Origin of the sequence: Sphingobacterium sp. UBA2480 (assembly GCF_002341965.1) — a bacterium.
GTDB classification, from domain to species: Bacteria; Bacteroidota; Bacteroidia; order Sphingobacteriales; family Sphingobacteriaceae; genus Sphingobacterium; species Sphingobacterium multivorum.
The window spans coordinates 646,528-666,595 of sequence record NZ_DDPA01000007.1 but is presented as its reverse complement, the minus strand read 5'-3'; the positions used below and the strand labels follow the sequence as shown (position 1 = coordinate 666,595).

Annotated in this window: 10 protein-coding genes; 1 reads left to right on the top strand and 9 read right to left on the bottom strand. The window is 42.4% G+C overall.

Annotated elements, in window-relative coordinates; genetic code table 11:
* Window positions 1-194: 194 nt before the first annotated feature.
* Complete coding sequence (locus tag B3600_RS15935; RefSeq protein ID WP_286753656.1) at window positions 195-2,060, bottom strand: glycoside hydrolase family 97 protein; 1,866 nt, start codon at window positions 2,058-2,060, stop codon at window positions 195-197.
* Window positions 2,061-2,374: 314 nt separating this feature from the next.
* Here B3600_RS15935 and B3600_RS15930 point away from each other — a divergent pair, with 314 nt between their 5' ends.
* Window positions 2,375-3,631 (top strand): DUF2264 domain-containing protein, encoded by a 1,257-nt coding sequence (locus B3600_RS15930; protein ID WP_286753655.1) that lies wholly within the window; start codon window positions 2,375-2,377, stop codon window positions 3,629-3,631.
* 194 nt (window positions 3,632-3,825) lie between these two features.
* On the opposite strand, the gene B3600_RS15925 is transcribed toward B3600_RS15930, so the two are convergent.
* The 8 genes from B3600_RS15925 to B3600_RS15890 form a co-directional block, all read right to left on the bottom strand.
* Complete coding sequence (locus B3600_RS15925) at window positions 3,826-5,178, bottom strand: MutS-related protein (RefSeq protein ID WP_286753654.1); 1,353 nt, start codon at window positions 5,176-5,178, stop codon at window positions 3,826-3,828.
* A gap of 249 nt (window positions 5,179-5,427) precedes the next feature.
* Window positions 5,428-7,041: a glycoside hydrolase 43 family protein gene (locus tag B3600_RS15920; protein ID WP_286753653.1), complete on the bottom strand. Its 1,614-nt coding sequence runs from the start codon at window positions 7,039-7,041 to the stop codon at window positions 5,428-5,430.
* 26 nt (window positions 7,042-7,067) lie between these two features.
* Window positions 7,068-9,992 (bottom strand): glycoside hydrolase family 2 TIM barrel-domain containing protein, encoded by a 2,925-nt coding sequence (locus B3600_RS15915; protein ID WP_286753652.1) that lies wholly within the window; start codon window positions 9,990-9,992, stop codon window positions 7,068-7,070.
* A 16-nt stretch (window positions 9,993-10,008) separates the two neighbouring features.
* A complete protein-coding gene (locus B3600_RS15910) occupies window positions 10,009-12,528 on the bottom strand; it encodes a beta-galactosidase (protein ID WP_286753651.1) in 2,520 nt (839 codons plus the stop codon).
* A 2-nt stretch (window positions 12,529-12,530) separates the two neighbouring features.
* Window positions 12,531-14,888 carry a glycoside hydrolase family 95 protein gene (locus B3600_RS15905; protein ID WP_286753650.1) on the bottom strand — a complete coding sequence of 786 codons (2,358 nt, stop codon included), beginning with the start codon at window positions 14,886-14,888 and terminating at the stop codon, window positions 12,531-12,533.
* Between the two features lie 119 nt (window positions 14,889-15,007).
* Window positions 15,008-17,305 (bottom strand): M60 family metallopeptidase, encoded by a 2,298-nt coding sequence (locus B3600_RS15900; RefSeq protein WP_286753649.1) that lies wholly within the window; start codon window positions 17,303-17,305, stop codon window positions 15,008-15,010.
* Between the two features lie 71 nt (window positions 17,306-17,376).
* Window positions 17,377-18,237, bottom strand: a complete 861-nt coding sequence (locus B3600_RS15895; protein WP_286753648.1) for a discoidin domain-containing protein — start codon at window positions 18,235-18,237, stop codon at window positions 17,377-17,379.
* A 30-nt stretch (window positions 18,238-18,267) separates the two neighbouring features.
* Window positions 18,268-20,052 carry a RagB/SusD family nutrient uptake outer membrane protein gene (locus B3600_RS15890; protein WP_286753647.1) on the bottom strand — a complete coding sequence of 595 codons (1,785 nt, stop codon included), beginning with the start codon at window positions 20,050-20,052 and terminating at the stop codon, window positions 18,268-18,270.
* Window positions 20,053-20,068: the final 16 nt, after the last annotated feature.

The following is a 20,068-nucleotide window of genomic DNA, read 5'->3' as shown; positions in this document are numbered from 1 at the left end:
TCAAATATGCCGGCTATACAACTAGGTCAAATTTGACCATTATCAGTGTTTTATTTGCAGATGTTTCATTTTTGTCGTTCTAATTGTTATAGGGTCCCAACTACGATGTTAGCGTTAAAATTGGAGTGGTGAAACAAAAATAGCTGCGCACAAAGAAGTCCACAGCTGTTTTGAATTGTTAAGGTTGTAAGCTTTTACTTTATTTTATCCAGGATCAATACTGCACCCGCATTAGGTTCAAGTGTCAGATTGAACGAATTGTTTTTTAATGTAAATTCCGTTCTTTCGACTATATTTTTAGCCAATCCCTGCTCATCTTGGCTCCACAACTGCGCTTTGAAACGATTAGGTGTTCCAAGAAAGGAAAGATCAATTTTGATATCCTGTTTTACCTTTGCTCCAAGCATCGCAACGTACCAGCGATTACCCGAGCGACGTGCGATAATACCGCATTCACCAATAGCCGATTTTAGTACTTTAGTTTCATCCCATGTGACGGGAAGGCTACGATAGAACGCTACTGCGTTTTCGGATTCATCGATCAACGTTTCGTGTTCTCCTCCTGCTCCCCCCGCCTTATGTGGCGCATCTGCCGGGCGATCGTACCAATAGATAAACTGCCATGGGCTGTACAACATCACCGCTTTAGCCATTTGAGCAGCCTTTCCCCCCATTTTGGTCATTACGCGAACAGCATGGTAACAGTTGGTATAATCACCAGCGCCCGCAATAGAGCGTGTAAACATCGTAATTAGACTTTGCTCGGTGCTCGGTGATTCTTCGTCACCACGGATACCTTCTTGGGTAATGAGATTGGGAAAAGTCCGTGAATATCCAGTAGGCCGGTATTCATCGTGTACATCTACCATTAACTTATATTTGGCGGCCTTACGGATCGCTTCATGTAACCAAGCTGTCGCTTCCTGGCTGCCAACGTTAACAAAACCAAATTTAAGTCCTTTAATACCCCATTTCTGATAAATAGGCAGGATCTGATCCAATTGTGTTTCCAAGGCCTTTTTATTGACATAAAGTAAAATGCCTATATTTTTCTTACGCGCATAATCAATTATCGATTGTAAATCCAATGGACCTTTAGAACGTGCGGGATCGACATCTACACGAGAAGCATCTGACGCCTTAGATTCTTCTGGGCCATACCATCCCGCATCAAACTCAACATAGTCAATCCGGTTGCGCACTGCGAAGTCCACTGCAGCAATTCCACCAGCTGTCGTTAATGTCACTTCCCGTAATACTTTACCTGGCTTTATCCAGGAGCTATCCGTTATCTCATTCGGCTTATTTAAATTGAGGACGAAATAGTTATTCTCGACCAATTCTCCCGCTGTCTTTCCAACCATCACGTAGCGCCACGGACTTTCATAGGCTGCTTTATCAAGGTCTACAGGTCCAGACAATGCAGATTGAACGATATAACTTTTCGCGTCAGCCTTATAAGTAAACTTCATGCGTGCAAAATCAACCAACGCAGCCTCCCCAATCGCCATAAATAATTGCGGCGCGGGATTAACCACCAAAGGTCTTTCAAACTCACCCTTTAGCTGGCTCAATGTCGTTCTTGTATAGGCACTTTGTGCCGCTCCCGCGACCCAGGTTGTAGCATCGCTACTAAAATGGAAAGCCGTAGATTCGGATTTTATGGTTAATCCAGAAAAGTCATTATTGTCAAATCCATATTTTAACGCTATTCCTTCATCGTAAAGCCTCACATAGAGACGCATTTTTTTATGATTTCCGCTGGACTGTAATTGTAACTCAAGTTCATTATAGTCGTCTTTGATGTTTTTACGTTCACCAAAAAGAGGCTTCCATGTCTGACGCACTGTCTTCCTGTCGCTCTTTATCAGCTGCCAGTTACCTTGGACTATAGTTTCGGTCCAGTCAAAATCTAAGATCTTGATGTCCGTCAACGTTTGGGAAGCTGATGATAAATGTATCGTATTGTTACCCGAAGCAAGGTGGAGCTCGCCCAAAAGAACCTTATTCGGGCTTTCCAATTTTAATTTTTGCCCTTGCACAATTATAGCACACGACATAAATAAGGTTATTAAAACTGATCTAAACATAAATTAGCGTTAAATATATTGAAAAAGAGAGTTTATAGTAGAGCCCCCCGCTATAAGTCGAATTACACATACTTCACCCTAGTAAATATTAGAAAAATTGATCAATATAGGTATCGCATTAAACACATAACCCGCTACTCGATACTGTATAAAATATATTTATTTTTATAACTAGGGTAAAAACGTTAGAAATGCTCGCTAAATTTAAAAACCAATAAAACAGGTATTAAGTGTGCTATTGCACGTGCCTATGATAAACGTTATTTTGCATTAAAACCAAAAAGATGATAACCCTTAAAAAATTAACAAGTCTCTGCTTCTTGGCAATTGTCCTCATGACAAATGCCAATGCCCAAAAGAAAACCAAAATCAAGGAACAGCTCCCTTCGGGTTTACAGGACCGTCAGTATTGGTCCAATCTGCTCTATAAGATGGCTTCACCGGTGATTCTTAATTTAGCCAACGGAACACTTAAACAGAACATGCCTGTGGAAGTGCCGCCTGGCAATAAACCAGATTTTTATAAAAAAGTCACCTATCTGGAAGCTGTTGGCCGTACAATGGCCGGGGTCGCACCTTGGTTGGCACTGCCTGATGACAATAGCGAGGAGTCGAAATTACGTAAAAAACTACGTGATGCTTTATTGATTGGAATTCGTAATGCGGTAGATCCACAGAACCCAGATTACCTTAATTTTAGAGCAGAAAGCCAACCCATCGTAGATGCAGCCTATATGGCACAAGCTTTCCTGCGCGCACCAAAAGCACTTTGGGAACCTTTAGATGAAGTAACGAAACAACGTATCCGAGAGGAATTCAAGGCATTACGGACACGCACTGGAGCATACAACAATTGGCTATTATTTGCAGGTATCAATGAAGCATTCCTTTCCACAATCGGCGAACAGGCAGACCCTGTGCGTGTGGAGTTTGCGAAAAGAAAAATCCTGGAATGGTACCAAGGCGATGGTTGGTATAGCGATGGTCCTAGTTTTAGTATGGATTATTATAATTCTTACGTTATCCACCCGATGCTTGTTGATTTTTTTCAAATATTAACACGGTCCAAAAAAGTAACCCAAGACGATTATAATCTTGCGGTGAAACGCATGGTCAGGTACGCAGAATTTTCGGAACGATTCATCGCACCTGACGGCAGCTACCCGCCCTTCGGAAGATCCATTACCTATCGTACTGCAGCATTCCAAGCTTTAGGTCAAGTTGCACTTATGCACAAGTTACCCGAATACATAGATCCAGCACAAGTAAGATGTGCGGTCTCGGCCGTAATGCACCATATGTACGATCAACAAAATAATTTTGATAGCGATGGATGGCTTGTCCTGGGCTTCTGTGGATCGCAACCGGACATTGCTGATAGCTACACTTCTACAGGAAGTTTGTATATGGCAACATTAGGTTTTCTCCCTTTAGGCTTACCTACAGACGATCCTTTTTGGGCCAATCCTCCTGCAGATTGGACAGCAAAGAAAGCCTGGTCAGGACAAGCATTCAAAAAAGACTACCATGTGGAATACTAATATAAAGTAACTACGTAGTGTTCCGTTCCGAACAATTAGAACCAGCTCCGGATCAGGAATAGAGCCTGATTCCTACAAAAATATTGATCAATCTAAAAATAGAAAAAATCTGTTTTGGGATTGATCAATATCTAAAGTAAATAACTCTACTTACTAAACTGATACGAACACAATCCAAATACGATCCAAAGGATTCAATTTTGTCCTGTCTCCAAATTGACTTTCCGAAGTATCTCAAATACCCGTTCCTTACGTAATAACCACATACCTAACTTTTCTTCGGCAACACCATCCAAAAGTCGGTATGTAAAGACAATCCCCTTCCGTTCATCCAACTGAACCCCCAAATATTTCAGCGCAATACCATCTTTATACAGTATAGGACAAATTTCTGTAATATGTGAGGACAATAAGAATACACTGTTCTTGTATCCTTTCAAACAGTTGACTAACTCCAGGGTTGCTTCACTGGCATCACTATGGTTTGTCCCCTTGAATAGTTCATCCATGAGAACAAACATTTGTTTACCGGATGCCAATAATTCCGCCAAATGTTTAACCCGTAATACTTCGTTAAAAAAGTGACTTGCACCTGCATTTATATTATCACCTAAATTTATGGTCGCCGATATTCCATCAAAAAGTACCGTCTTCATCGCATCCGCTGGAACCGGAAAACCAAGATGTGCCAGATAAACGCAGCTTCCAATTGTCTTCAACAAGGTAGATTTGCCCGTCATATTTGCTCCGGTCAGATACCAAAGGTTGTTTTCTTTTTTTATTTCGACATCATTTTTAATGGCATCTTCAATAAATAAATTATAAGCTCCACGTATGGTGATTATATCCTCTCCCCCTGTCTTTTCCTCAATTTGAGGAAAAACAAGATTCTTTCCTTTGATACTTTTCGCAACACTGAATAAGGCGTCCAAATGATACAAAACACCAAAAATCTCACGTATCGCATTTCGTCTTATATTTCTAAAAAGATAATCGTATTTGATCATCAGCTCCTTAGAAAATTTGTTACTCAGCAACTGCTTAAACTCATCCCGATCGATATCTTCCAAAACACAATCTACGTGCTTACGATATTCTTTGAGAATAGCTAAACTATGACCATCTGATTTTGCAGATGCTAAAAAAATAGCAAGACCATGCGCGATCTTTGCTATTTCGTGAATAGATCGCTTAACAAGTATCTCGCGTTTTTTAAAATCCAAAGACAAAAAATTCGTTGACACCATTTCCAGATAATAAGTAGCCCGAGAAGGTGAATAGGGTTCTCGCGGCAGAGACAAATATTGCTCAAGATCCTGCATCATATACTTATCCAGTAGATCCGAAATCTCAACTTCTTGCATAAAAAGAATTAAATGCTGTCTGCATTCTATTTCCCATTTAGAGGAAAGAGGTTCAAGAAAATAACTATACAACATATCCCGCCCACCTAGTGTAACTGTACAATCGAAGAAATCGACCATATCCTTATACCTATTGTTGGTAACATTTAAATCCGTTAAAGTTTGCTTGTCAACGATCGACATAATTTATTTATTGTGGCTCTTTCCTTAAACTTACTCAAAGTCATTGTCATTAACAAAACTGTATCAGGATAATTATGTAGTTTACAAAAGACAAAACCTTCACGATTTCGCAGACTTCAGCAACTATGATAGCGAACTGAAGATTCTCTTTGGCCAATAACATCAGACACTTTCTTAAAGAAAGCCTAGTATCGTCAAATGATACTAGACTCTCTTAGAATTAGCATTTACTACACAGTAGGCTTGGCCCTACTTATTGGTAAACCTAAACCAATTAAAGTCAGCAAAACCGTGTACCCCTTCCGATGTTTTGCTATAATTGAATAATGCAAAACGGTTTGCTGTCCAAGGTAAGCCTAGTTGCATCGTTAAATCATTTCCAATGACATAAAAATTATCACCATCAGTACTATAATAAAATTTCGCAATGCCCCCCCTGTCAGTGACGCGTGCCCGCACCCATAGTTTATCACCAACGAAATTTTCTTTGCTTTCAATAATCTTGTCATCATTGCTCATGATAATTTTCCGTTTGCCATTGACCTGCTCCACAGCCACAAAAGCATATGGGAATTCAAAGATGCCAAAGCCAGCCACGTTGCCATTTTTCAATCCTTTCACATCGATTTCTACAGTACCTTCTGAACTTGGTCCCTGCACCCGCTGTGTTAAGGTATTACGGGCAGTCTTTAAAGAATCCGCACGAGAGGCATGTAAGCGCATATATCCCTTACGTTCTTGAAGCGACCATTTGCTATTGTCAGGGTTATGATTCCATTGCCATTGCAATCCTAACTTTGTCCCATTAAACTCATCAGTCGTAGCCGGAGTTTTTATTGGATAAGTCTTTCCGACATTGGGCTTTTTGTAGGTAATCACGTCCTTGTTACCGGTTCCCAGCATAGGCCATCCATCCTCCCATTTTACAGGTAAAAGATGAGGGACCCGACCTATGGCTCCACGATCCTGCATAATAATAAACCACCAGTCCCCATTTTTCAGCTGTACCATACCACCCTGATGTAGACCGTTGTCAGGATAAGAACTGTTATCATTGAGAATCAATTTATGCTCATAGGGCCCATAAATATTGTCTGAGCGCAAGCAGATCTGCCAGCCCTGTGTTCCACCTGCCGGACAAGTGATATAGTACTTGCCGTTAATCTTGTACATATGCGCTCCTTCCATTCCAAAATGTCCGCCGAGTTCGTTCGCATTCTTGAAGCTGCCCTGCCAAATTTTGACTTTATCACTCTTGACCGATTTAACATCCGCATTCAACTCTGTTAAATATAATGTACCTTGACCATGTACGACATAGACTTTACCATTGTCATCAAAGAACAAACCCGGGTCATACAGGTACTCGGGGAAAATTGTCCGCTTCCAAGGTCCCTCAGGCTTGTCCGCTTCGCAGATGGAAAAATTTCCTTTTTCACGTCCCCAACCATATGGCGTACAGAATCCAGCATAAAATTTCCCATTATGATACTTCAATGTTGCCGCCCATGAACCATTCAAATACAATGTACCGCCTTCCATATTGTAGCGCGGATCTTCGGTATAGTGATCCAAAGCATAGCCTACCATTTCCCAGTTGACCAAATCCTTCGACTTCACTATTGGAGCTCCTGGCACATAGTGCATACTTGTCGAGATCATATAAAAATCATCCCCTACACGAATCACATCAGGATCGGGCCAATCGCCCCAAAACAACGGATTGGTGAATGTACCATTGCCATTGTCAGGACTCCAAACCTGCTGTGCCGACGCTTGTCCAAAGAGTGACAGTGTCAAAGCCAAAGCAAGCCCCAACTTTGTGGATGACTTAACATAGCGCTTCGTTATAATCGTATTCATATTTATTTTTAATTCCTTGTTATAAATTATTGAAATAGGGTCACTTCAGCCAATCCTGCCCGTCCTTCGGAGACCTCCAAAATACTGACCCGTATAAATTTCAGCACCTTATCCAATTTGACCGGTTTAAAATCCCAGCCCGTACATTCTTTTTCATACAACTCTTCCCATGTCGTTCCATCTAACGACCCTTCAACTTTATAGCGATATTTCGAGCTATCTTTTTGCAAACGTACACGAGTACCGACCACCTTGGTTGCTTGATCCAATTCAAAGGTGACAACCTGAGGGAATTTATCCTGATCCGCAATCCACCACGAATAGTCGTCGCCGTCGGTCACCTGAGTGACCGGAAAATCAGGATGTGCTGACGTTGCTGTTAACTTTTTGAATTTTACTTTTGGTCGGGCCAACAGTTCTTTATCCCATTTCGTGGGTTTAATAACCGCATGATCTTCTTCATTTCCGCAAAAGACCGCGTGATCACCATCAGGGATTTCGTTGGATACAGGCCGGATCGATCTGATAGCTTTACTTCCACTTTCCAAGCCTGCAGCTGATGCGCTGATATGAATTGTCCCACTTTTTTTGCTGGTACGCACAAAAGCAAATCCAATACCGCCTTCTACCACCTGTGGGTTCACTGCGATACGCGCCGAACCATCCCCGATTAAGTGTCCTTCACCTGTCACCTGAATACGGATCGCTGTCTGTGCATCATGCAGCAGATTCCCCTGTTTGTCACAGATTTTAAAATATACCGGAATCATATCTGACCCATCCGCAACTGGCTGAATGCCATATTCCGGTAGCAGGACTTCAATATGATGCGCGGCACCGGCTGTTTGCACCGCATGTTGCGCCACCACTTTTCCTTTTACATAGGCTAATGCCTTCAATTCTCCGGCTTCATAGCCACCTGCATCGAAAACAAAACTTGGACTTCCGCCTTTTTCCACGATGTACGGGTAGGCCTTGGCCCGTTCATCACGGGTTTGCCGTCCGATAAGTTTTCCATTCCGATAGAGTTCGACAGCTTCACAATTTGAGTACACCGTAATCTCCGTACTTGATGTTTTCAGTTTTTCTGGCGAATTATAGGAGGCTATAAATACCATGGGGCCTTTGAAAATCCCCTTTTGAGCCAGCTGATAAGGACGCATACTTTGCATCATGTAATAAGCAAACTTAGGATATCGGTTTACATCAACCACACCGGAATACATCGTCTCTTCCTCGGCACCACGTGTATAATCGTTATAACTCCACATAAAGTGCCCACCCATACGTGGGTTGGCATCCAACATACACCAATCGAAATAGCCATTTCCATTCAGTTGATGTAATCGGCTACGCCCCTGCCGCATTTGTTCATATTCATTTTCAGTCATACTCACCCTTGGCTTTTCCCCTACACCATCACCCCATTCCCTTGTCAATAAGGGTTTGACTGCGATTTGGTCCTCCAGATAATTACTCATCACATTGCCATCTTTGGGGTATTTGGAAACCTGTTTGTAGAAAACATCATAATAAGGTTCTGTTTCTTCGTGACTAAAATAATCACCGGCAGTATAAAACTGATCACCAGGGTATTCAGCATGTGCAGCTTCCGCAATGCGCTTCACCACCGACAGGGGGTAACTGGTTTCATTTAATGCGGTCTCCCAAAGAACAACAGAAGGTCGATTTCGGTCACGGCGGATCATACTACGCGTGATGGCTTCCAAACGATCTGCAAATTCGGGAGCCTTATTAAAATATTGCCATCCCGGTACACATTCGACAACCAAGAGCCCATGACGGTCGCAAGCTTCCAAAAATGCAGGGTCGTGTGGATAATGTGCTGCCCGAACGGCATTATATCCACCGCGTTTCATATCGATCACTTCCCGTTCCTGGACAGAATTAGATGCTGCATCACCGACATAAGGATAAGCTTGATGCCGATTGGCCCCAACCATATAAAGATGTTCGCCATTAATAAAGAACCCGCCATCTTTGGTATACCGAATCTGGCGGATACCTATTTGCTCGGTACGGCGATCCACTTCGACTCCATCGGCTAGGTACACCCGATTTTCCAAGTTATAGCAGATCGGACGATAGGGATGCCACAATTGAGGATTTTTGACTTCTATCTGTTGGTCTATCCGCCGACGTTCTTGCGGTTTCAGCTCAAATGGTAGCTGCTGCTGGCCCACAACCTTTCCTTTGGTATCTTTCAGTACGGTCAAGAGATACCCCTTCTTGGCCACTTTATCATCATTTTTTAGCTCAGTATTTACAGCAACAGTAGCGCTGCTCTTATCCACCTTCGGATAATGCACAAAAACACCCGAATTTTGAGTCGCATCAGGCTCCAGTTCATCGGTAATGCGCAAGGGATCGGAAACAATCAATTTGGCATCCCGATAGATTCCGCTATAATAATAGAAGTCAAGTCTATCCTGCGGCTTACCCGGAGGTGTCAATGGATCGTACTCAGCTGACACCCGAACTGCAATCACATTGCTTGTATGATCAAAATGAAGCTGATCCGTGATATCCAATGTAAAGCCAACATATCCACCACGGTGCTTACCAACGCTTTTACCATTGACAAACACCTCACAGCTGTTCATCACCCCTTCAAACTGCACAAAGATCTTCTTGCCACGATACTGATCTGATAGTTTGAAATAGCGCCGATACCAGCCTATCCCATCGTAAATAGCATCTCCACCATTATGTTTCTTTTCAAGCTGCATGACATGCGGCAACACGGCGGGGATCCATTTGGAGTCATCCAGACCAATTCCCTCTCCACCTTTGAGGTCGCCGCGATAGAATGCCCAATTCGTGTTCAGTTGATATTCGATACGGCTTGCAGGCTTTTTCCCGAAACTCTGAAAAAAAAGTCCCAGCAACAGAAAAAGCGCGACAGCTAATTTTTTTAAAAGCTTATTCATTCTTTACAAGTGTTGATTATTTATTTTTTCTTACCTCAGCAGTATTAGGATAAGGTACGATCTCCAATGCGTGTAAAAGTGCTCCGTTTTCCGTCTGTCTCAGCCCAAAAGTGAGTACATTTTTCTTCGAACCAAAGTTCAGCCAACATTCTGGAAGAAAAAATTCACGTTGAGGTCCTGCCTCCCAATGACGTCCGATATTGTGCCCATTGAGCCACATATAGCCGTTGCCCGAAGCATTGACCTTAGCCATCCAGGGTACCCATAGGTCTTTCGGGAGTTTGTCCAGATTAAATTCAACACGGTACCAGGTAACAAGTCCGTCCTGTTTACCTTTGGGCTGTACTTGATTACCTTTGCGTGGAATTTCATTCTTTGCATCCAGAGACACTGTCGTCCAGCTTGTATCATCAAAATCGGGTAAATTCCAGCCTTGCTGTATGCCGGCAAGATCCGTCGAAAACTCCCATTCCAAGGGATGCGTAAGTGCTGTTTCACTGAGCGAAAGTCCCGCTTGATGAATACCTGCCAGCTCTTCCATCGGTACATAACCATGTGCGTGACCAAGGTTTTCATAAGCTACAACAATCTCATTTTCTCCAGCTTTCAATAGGCCGGCAACATCAAAACGGTTGTCGTATTCGTCCGCGCGAATACGCTCAAAGGCATTGCGTGTTGTCCAGCTTTGCGCATCCGCACGGTCCGGAAAAAGCCGCTTAGCGGGCTTTCCATTAACAAGTACCGATACAATATCCCGTGTATACATATTGAACAGTAAATAATGTTCGCGTTCAGCTTGTTTTGGCGTCAGGACCACATGGCTGCGATAGCTACTGTATCTAAAATCGTTGTTGTCCATATCAGAAAGACTGACCAACTGTGGCACCGTGTTCCAATCGGCCTGCCCTATAGCGTCCTCAGCCTTACGGGCTGTACTGACACGGATTCCTGTCGGCACTTTGGAAGGTCGTTCAATGGCATCAGCCTTCTTTGGCCACCAATCACCCTTATTCGCCGATTGCCCCTTTGCAACAACCAATATTTTTGATTCCAAACCTGCAAGATCATAATCTACTTCAATTTTCTCCATGTGCTGAACCTGATTGACCAGCTGATCATCAGTTTTAATCAGTACTTTTTCTCCATTTTGATTGATATTATAGATCGGATCTTTCACAAGATTGACACTGTTTGGCAATAGGGTCACTTTTCCCTTGATTGCTTGTTTCGGATCCGTATTATGCAGAAATATAAACTTTGTACCATCGCTGGCTACTCTCACTCCGCCAAATAGTGATTTTGGAGCGCCTTGCAGTTCACAAGGTCCTCCTTCCGTGCGGACCAGTTTGGATTCAAACTGTTGAATGAACGCACCGATTTCTTTAGCAGCAAGGTATTTCGGTCCAATGGCGCCATTTTCATGGATGGCAGCGTTATAGTCATAACTTGTGGTCATGCCCCGTGCTCCCCAGCCATCAAAATGTGTACCGCCAAAAAACATATAGTAATTGATGCCTGTTCCGCCACCTAACATAGTCATTAAACCGATAGCCTTGAAATGTCGGTCGTCGGAATAATGCTCTTCACTTAATCTCCCCGTGACCAGCGAAAACCATCCACCTTGTAACTCGGTCACAAACCCCGGAGCGTCAGGTTGCTTTTTGCGCAGATCCATCATCCGATAAGCGCAGCTTGGCGCATCCGATGGACCGCTTACATAGTAATTATCACAATCAAAGACCTGAGATAATTCGGGATCTTTGCTTCCCCTGGTTTCATTGGTCAGACAGGTGAAGACCGGAATATCCATCCCACTTTTATGCACCGATTCATTAAGGGCCTTCAGCACTTTATCTTTTCCGGGACTCCAATGCGCATCGTATTCATTTTCAATCTGGATCATGATAATCCCTTTTTTACCCTTTTCCTTACGCGTGATCTGTTCAGGCACCAACTCTTTGCATACAGCATTAAACCAATGCTGGGACCAGGCAATATGCTGTTCGTCGTTGCCTCGCAACCAAAAACCTTCCAGATTATCGGGGCGGTATTTGGCTAGCCATCTTGGGTAACCACCGCCAGAAAATTCAGCGCAAATAAAAGGACCGGGACGAACAATAGTATAAAGACCAAACTCTTCCTGCGCCATTTTTAGCCACCTTTTGAGGTCGGAAAAATCAAATTTGGATTGATCCTGCATATCTCTTGGAATATGGCGTTCATGCCAATTCCAAGGTACATACGTTTCTACCGTATTGAAACCTGCTTCCTTTATTTTTTTAAAACGATCACGCCACAATTCTTCGGGACAACGAAAGTAATGGAAAGCCGCACTATAGATATAAACGTCTTTTCCCTCAATGGTCATACAGGATCCATCGTAACGGATCCGCTCTGGCTGGGCAAATTTTTTGGTCGGACGCATCTGGTCACCATTTTGTCCAAATGCCATCGAAGCATAAAAAATAATCGAGCAGAAAGTCAAACGCAACACCAATAAGAGCGTTTTCTTTCTACTACAAGTTAATTTAAACATATTCATAATTGATTTAATACTAAGGGCTTGTTACGGCTTATTTTTACTTTTTTTATCTGATCCTTATAGCGAAGTGTAATTGCGACATCTTGATCAGCCGCTAATGTGACGGAGGTTAATGTCCCCTTACTCCATTTCAGATCAACAGTTAATCCCTGACGGGCACGCAAACCTTTAATTTCACCATCGGACCAAAATGACGGCAATGCAGGCAATATATGAACCTCTTTATTATGGCTTTGGATGAGCATCTCGGCAATTCCGGCAGTACCGCCAAAGTTTCCGTCAATCTGAAAAGGTGGATGTGTATTGAATAGGTTGTTTAATGTTGTCTTGGCGAGCAATGCCTGTACATTTTTACCTGCTTCTTCGCCGTCGAGCAGTCGCGCATAAAAGTTAATCATCCAAGCCCTGCTCCATCCTGTGTAGGAGCCATTGCGGTTACTTTCGTTTTCATTATAAAACCGACGACGGGCAATCGTTTTTCGCGCGGCTTCAAACAGCTCCTTCTTATCTGAAGTAATCGACTTCCCCGGATAAAGTCCAAAAAGATGGGACATATGACGGTGCCCTGGTTCGACCTCTTCGTAATCTTCAATCCACTCCTGGATTGTCTGATATCGTGGGCTGATTCGGATTGGGGGCAATTTAGCTAACACATGTTTCAGTTTTTTAGTAAAATCCGTTTCCTCTCCAACCATTGTCCCTGCAGTTAGGCAGGCCTCAAATAACTCACGAATAATCTCGATATCCATGGTAGCACCGTAGGTCAATTGAAATTCTTTTCCATCGGCCATGCGATACCTATTCTCGGGAGAATTGGATGGCGCTGTAACAAGGTAACCCTTATGATCTTCCACGAGATAACCCAAAATAAATTCAGCAGCTTCTCTCATGGAGGGATAAGCCTCCTGTTTTAGGTAGTTCTTATCGTTGGTAAATAAATAGTGATCCCATTGATGAAGCACCAGCCATGCTGCGGCAATAGGAAATGTTCCCCAGCCGACACCATCTGCAATTGCTGTACGCCCAAATGGGTCCGTTAGGTGGTTCATCGTCCAGCCTGAGGAGTTGTAGGTTTTACGGGCTGTTACCCGTCCCGGTTCACGCAAAGCTGTTATCAGATTTGAGAATGGGACAACAGTCTCTGAGAGGTTACATACTTCGGCCGGCCAATAGTTCATTTGGATGTTGATATTCGTATGAAAATCGGAACTCCAAGCTGCATTCATGTCTTTATTCCATATACCTTGTAAATTGGCCGGGAGAACACCTGGGCTACGCGAAGACCCCATCAACAAATAGCGTCCATACTGAAAATAAAGACTGATCAAAGAAAGATCCTGACCGCCCTCTTTTATTTTTTTTAGTCGTTGGTCCGTTGGCAAATCCGAAGGTTGTCCAATATTAAAGACCACACGGTCAAAAAATTGACGATGATCGGCAATATGTCTGGAAAGAATCTGTTCATAATGCTGCTTTTGAGCCTGATCCAATAATGCTCGACAACGGGCCAAAGGATCAATACGATGATCAAAGTCCAATTTTGACACATCATAATCTGTGGCTGCCGTAAAGTAAAAAAGGACCTCATCCGCATCCTTGACAAAAAAAGAATTTGCATTGGTTATCATGCTTCCGCCTTTGTGACTCCCCTGGACTAGTCCTGCAAATTTCATATGTGCGCCTACCTCACCACCATCTTCCATTGGCAGATCCACCACCTGCCCCTGAATTTTCAGCTCATGGTCAGATAAAGGTGTAGCAACCGCATCCTGTTCACGTGAATAGGAAAACCGGAAGGTCAGCTTTCCAGGCTTGTCTGCCGATAGACGAATCACAATCATATTATCGGGCGCTGAGGCAAATACTTCTCTGGTGTACTTTACGCCATTGATACAATAGCTCGTTGTTGCAACCCCGGTCTGTAAATCAAGATCGCGACGGTAGTTCGTGACCTGTTCCCGCCAAAAGCCTTCCGTTCCAAAATCAATGCGAAAATTCCCGAATGATTGATAGGATCGTATACGCAGGGGACTGCTCTTGAGCTCCTTTTCAGACAGCGCAGCGGCTTTTTCGATCTCTCCGGCGACAAGTAAACGTTGAATTTCGGGAATTTTGCCCGCAGCAGCGGCATTGGCATCCATCTTGGAACCACCCCACAGGCTTTCTTCATTGATCTGGATATTTTCCTTATTCCAATCCCCATAAACCATCGCACCCAAACGTCCATTGCCTACAGGAAGGGCGTCCTCCCAAACTTTAGCCGGTTCACGGTACCATAAAACGTGATCCTGATGCTGTGCTTTTAGCTGCATGCCAGAGAGCATCACTATGCAGCCCCATAAATATACTTTCATTTAAAATCTATTCAATGAGCATATACTGCTCGTTTTATATGTTATTTGTCTGCTTAAACTTTCCCACTAGAACATCAAGTATAGCAGGAAAATTCGTTTTTATTGTAGCTATTGAAGTCTTAGCGTTGTCCATACACCAGTGTCCGTTGTCCGTCCCATGCTACAGCTTCAATGCGTGTTGCACCAGTAGGATAGCGCACCAAAGTCGTACTTCGATCTTCGGAATCTGTCCCCACCATGGCAACTTTAATCAGATCTGGCCCTTGATAGGTTTCAAAAACCGTTACATTCTTCCATACGCTATGGCTAATTTCCCCAGTCCCTTTCACTGGGTCGACTGAAACCCCCTGATTATAATTACCAGCAACAGGCAAACGTTTTTGAAAAGCATCCACGCTATTGGAAGTCATATAATAAATAACGGGACTTGCCGGCTTCTTATAGCGCTTAGCATATTGTTTCAATTGATCACAGTCCGCTTGAGAGATTGTTAATTGTGCACGAGCATAGTCATCCATATCCTTATCAATAGGTTTTAACATCCCAACCTTCACAAAAAAATCACTTAGATCCTCTTGAACAATATCGCAGACATTCTTCATAAAATTAAGCTGCAATTGTCCATCACTCATCCCGGATTCATTTGTATTTCGCACAATTTCGGCAATGTCAGCGTACCAGTCGGGCTTACGCCAAGGTGTACCTTCTGTAACACGATAGTAGAGCAACAATTGCCAGAGAGGACAAAGCTTCACAAAATGATCGCCACCATTTTCATAACCTTCCATCTTATCCTGACCCCGTTGGCAAAGCCACTGTTCCCCTTTGACAACACCATAATTTAAAAAAGAATTGAAACGTCCACCCAATACATTATTATTGTCACCATCATTGACACGTTCATGTTCCAGAGGCATGTTATTCGGCGTAAAATGATAACGCACCAAAGCAGAATAAATATTGTTGGTAACCTCTGTCGTGCTTACCCATTTCAATCCTGGCCGTATTTGATTAACGTGGCCCAGTTCATGTGCAATAGCCCAGGATCCACCGGTTTTTGCTTTCTCAGGATTCGCTAGCTCATTCATAAAATCACGCGCAAATCCCGCGCCCCAGCCATCTGCAAATAACCCCGATTCAACAGTACGAGCAAACATGTGGTTTTTGGGAATTCTATTGTACTTGGTCAGCCCCATAATATCATACTCCATTTTGGTTATTTCGTCATAGACATTGATCAGCTCAAGACCATCAGTACAATACTGTTTTAGTTCAGCCGTTGTATAAGCCAGATTAATGTAATTTCCTTTGATATCGAAAAAGCCCGAAATTGACGCATTTAGCAATCTATTCCAATCTGCCGCAGTATGCATTGCCTTATCAAAATAACCATTCACCTTTGCGCTCGGAATATGTATTTTCAACGACTGAATATTCTTGTAGTTATCTGTAAAAAAATTGATATACCCCAATCCGCTATTGGTTAGTTTAATCTTATTCAATCCAGTCTGTAAAGGATAATACCCATCTGTATTAGTCGTAAAATCATGGACACGAAGAGAGATAGGTTCACCTTTCGTATCACCAACAAGGATCACAACATCCGATCCCGAGGAAAAATAGATTCCTGTTGGATTCTCAAATGGGTTATAACCGCTGGTTTTCAATGACCGAGCTGTTGTTTCAATCGTCGGATAGGCTTGATACTCCTGAACACGAAATTCCCTCGGATAATTATCATGTAACATACTTTGCGCTATCGCCTTGAAGAAAGGATTTTGCATCGCCTTAATCTGTTCGGCTGTTACCCCTTTTTTCAGTTCACTACAGATTTTATCGGCGAAGATATTAGCCAGTTCTTCCAGATCCTCGCCTTTTCTATAAAATTCCATTTCTGAGCAACTAACAAAGTTGTTTTTACCAGATTTGACCGCAAATTTAAATGCGAAAACATCTTTCAATTGTTTTTTAAATACGATTGTAGAGAGTTTATTTTCCTCTTTAAAATCATATTCGTCTATCTTTTGATACTCCGTATTCCCCTTTGGAAGATACCAAAGTTCAAACTGGCCAAACAGACCATTATCTCCACTCGGCCTAGGTTTATAAACTAGATAATCGACATTTTGGGCATTAGCGAATTGGTAGGTCAACGTTATTGGAAATTCAGTATTACTCCACGGAGAGTGATAAATCGTTGACTGATCACCATCAAACGAGTTCTCTATCCCCTCGCCAGGCTGTCCTGCAGATGCTTCCCCTTTAACCACCTTCAACTGTGTATCGCCTGCAATACCATCAGGGTTTTCTGGTTCGTAACGTGATGGAACAGGGTCTTCTGTTAATGGTAATTTACTCTTACACTGCAGCAGAGCAGCAGACAACAATAAGAGTAAGAATATTATTTTTTTGTTCATACAATGCAAAATTTAAGGTTTACAGCTATAATTAAGCACTCCAGTTTTCACTAGAGTGCCCAATTACAATCTTATTTGCTTTCAGGGTCCTCTATAACAAACCAAGCTTTATGCAACTCGATTTCAGCCATATTGAACCAAGTATTCCCGCCTCTACCACGAACTGCATTATAGCGAATTTTGGTAAAAGTTTTACCTTCCTTGGAAAAGATAGGCGATTCAAATTTGGCCCCACTAGCACTAGGCAGTTTATCGGGAAGGACGCGTCCAAGCTCAACCCATTCTTTTCCATCATTACTTCCGGTTATAGATACCTCGTCCGCATTTCCTCCACTTCCTCCATTACGATTCCAGGAAATATACTTGACCCCTTCAACGGGCTCCTTGAGATTAAATTGAATCCATTGCGGGAAAGGAATGTCCTCATGCCAATTGGTATGATAGAATGTTTTAAGGTTTCCATCAATGAGATTAGCCAATTTCCCCTCTTCTGGATCAGAAGCATTGGCCGAAAGATCACCGACTTCAAGCTCAATTTTTTCGGAATATTCTGTTACAACCGGAGGTTTTCGCAATGCCGTGCAACTGACTTGAAGTCCACTAGAGTTAACCATACCTCCATCGGCCACAGTATTTAATGTAAAAGCATATTCACCATCTTTTGCCAATAAGTTTTCAATAAGTAGGGAGTCTGCGAAATGGCTTACATTTGTTTTTACTAGTTTCCCTGTTTTTGGTGATTTATAGCTAATGGTTACGTATAGAAAATTTCCATCCTGAGGATTTTCCCAGTGCAACATGATACTGCCAACTCGAGCTTCTGCCTTTAGATTTTTTGCATCCGAAGGGAGAGCTATCTCTCTTTTTTTACTACAAGAAGCCAATGTTAACAACATCAATGCTGATAATATTATCGTATGTATCGTTTTCATTTGTTGATCGTTATTTATTACACTATCTACCTAATATCCTGGATTTTGAACAAGCTTCGGATTGATATTCATTTCCTTATCTTGTATGGGTAGAAGGTAGTTTTTAGGTCCAACGAACTTCCATGCCAATTCAATTTCCGTTTCTTTAAAAAAGGCTTCATCTGTAGCTCCGTTTAGATTCATGCCTTTCGGATTCTTACCCATATATTGTTCGGCAACTTTCCAACGTTTAATATCCCAGCCAAACTGCCCCTCCATAAACAATTCGATACTTCTTTCTTGATGGACGATTTGACGAAGCTTATCCCTAGTCAAAGTTGCAACATTCGCCCAGGACTCATCCACTGTTGGAATACCCGCTCTTTTACGGATTTTATTTAAATACTCCTTTCCAATATCAAGTTTATTGCTCTCAATAGCTGCTTCGGCAAGATTTAAATAGAGTTCGCCAAGACGAATCAAGGGCCATGGATAATTTGTAAATCCATTTCTGGTATCATAAGAAAGTCCCACTCCTTTTTTGATCAGATAACCAGACATACTATAGTTGCGCGAACGATTTCCTTTGCCGTGTGGATCTTCATTTCTATATTTAGTCACGATTCTTTTCTCGCCATCACGTGACATTTCATACCAACCGTTATGGAAAGAAATCCATGAATAGAATCGAGGTTCACGCTTCAAATGCAAATTGGCCGTTAATCTTCCATCATAAAGTCCTGTCGAATAATATTGTTTCGTCGTAAAATATTGTGGGTCCTCATCAATGGGCAGCCCATTCTCCGAATAAAACATTTTCACTGAAGCCAATGTTGGTGCGAGATTATTCCATGAGGCACCATCATCTGTCGGATGACGTGGTGTGGCATTGTTCTGATAATCATAAAAACCCTCGGCCCGAGTATCCGCCCAGATCATCTCATTTGAATTACGGTCGATAAAGGTCATCCTTAAGCTCCATTGTGTTGCGTCTGACGGATAAGGAAATTCTTCTGTAGGCGTTCCTTTGTAAAGCGTATAACCGTTCTTTTCTGCATAATTAACAGCGTCTAGGCAAGCAGTGTACGCTCTTTCCCATTTGGCAGGATCCTTTTTCAAATTCATCAATGATTCATTGCTTTCGGGATCCTTAAGGCTATTGCCATAAAACTCCTCGTTTCCATTGAAAAGTGGAGATGCAGCATACAGCAGTAAGCGGCCTTTCAATGCTTTAGCCGCAGTTTTTGTTGCACGCCCATAGTAAGTCGTGGCCTGCTTTTCTAAGAGATCATTAAATGCTTCATCATAAAGAGAGGCAATCCAGTTGACACATTCATCAAAAGAACTGCGCTTCGGATATTCACCCTCACGAATATCCAGCGCATATTCATTTTTGGCCAAAATAATAGGGCCGTATGCTTTCAATAGGATAAAGTGATAATAGGCAATCAAAAATTTCGCTTCAGCTTTATAGATTACTTTAAGTTCTTCATCCATATGAGCGACTTTGTCCACATTGTTGATCAGAGTATAACAGCGTCTTATCCCACCATACATTCTGCTCCAGAAAGTAAAATTCCCCAAATTTGAAGCAGAATACGTCCCTAAGAGATACTCTAGGTCGTTGGTCGTGGCAATCTCCGAAGTCTGATATATGTTAGCCCCCTGCCGCTCTTTTGGCATAAAAGAATAACAGGAATATAAATAACGCTCGGCAGCATTTTTATCTTTAAATGCATCTTCCTCAGTCGGACGTTCATCGGGCACGACATCCAAATAATTACAGCCCGAAAAACCCAAGACCAATAGCAACAATAGTATAATTTTATAGTTCATTTCAATCAAAATTTAG

Bases quoted from the DNA above. Each gene is read 5' to 3' on its own strand.
- B3600_RS15935 (WP_286753656.1), bottom strand. From the start codon at position 2,060: ATGTCGTGTGCTATAATTGTGCAAGGGCAAAAATTAAAATTGGAAAGC.
- B3600_RS15930 (WP_286753655.1), top strand. From the start codon at position 2,375: ATGATAACCCTTAAAAAATTAACAAGTCTCTGCTTCTTGGCAATTGTC.
- B3600_RS15925 (WP_286753654.1), bottom strand. From the start codon at position 5,178: ATGTCGATCGTTGACAAGCAAACTTTAACGGATTTAAATGTTACCAAC.
- B3600_RS15920 (WP_286753653.1), bottom strand. From the start codon at position 7,041: ATGAATACGATTATAACGAAGCGCTATGTTAAGTCATCCACAAAGTTG.
- B3600_RS15915 (WP_286753652.1), bottom strand. From the start codon at position 9,992: ATGAATAAGCTTTTAAAAAAATTAGCTGTCGCGCTTTTTCTGTTGCTG.
- B3600_RS15910 (WP_286753651.1), bottom strand. From the start codon at position 12,528: ATGTTTAAATTAACTTGTAGTAGAAAGAAAACGCTCTTATTGGTGTTG.
- B3600_RS15905 (WP_286753650.1), bottom strand. From the start codon at position 14,888: ATGAAAGTATATTTATGGGGCTGCATAGTGATGCTCTCTGGCATGCAG.
- B3600_RS15900 (WP_286753649.1), bottom strand. From the start codon at position 17,305: ATGAACAAAAAAATAATATTCTTACTCTTATTGTTGTCTGCTGCTCTG.
- B3600_RS15895 (WP_286753648.1), bottom strand. From the start codon at position 18,237: ATGAAAACGATACATACGATAATATTATCAGCATTGATGTTGTTAACA.
- B3600_RS15890 (WP_286753647.1), bottom strand. From the start codon at position 20,052: ATGAACTATAAAATTATACTATTGTTGCTATTGGTCTTGGGTTTTTCG.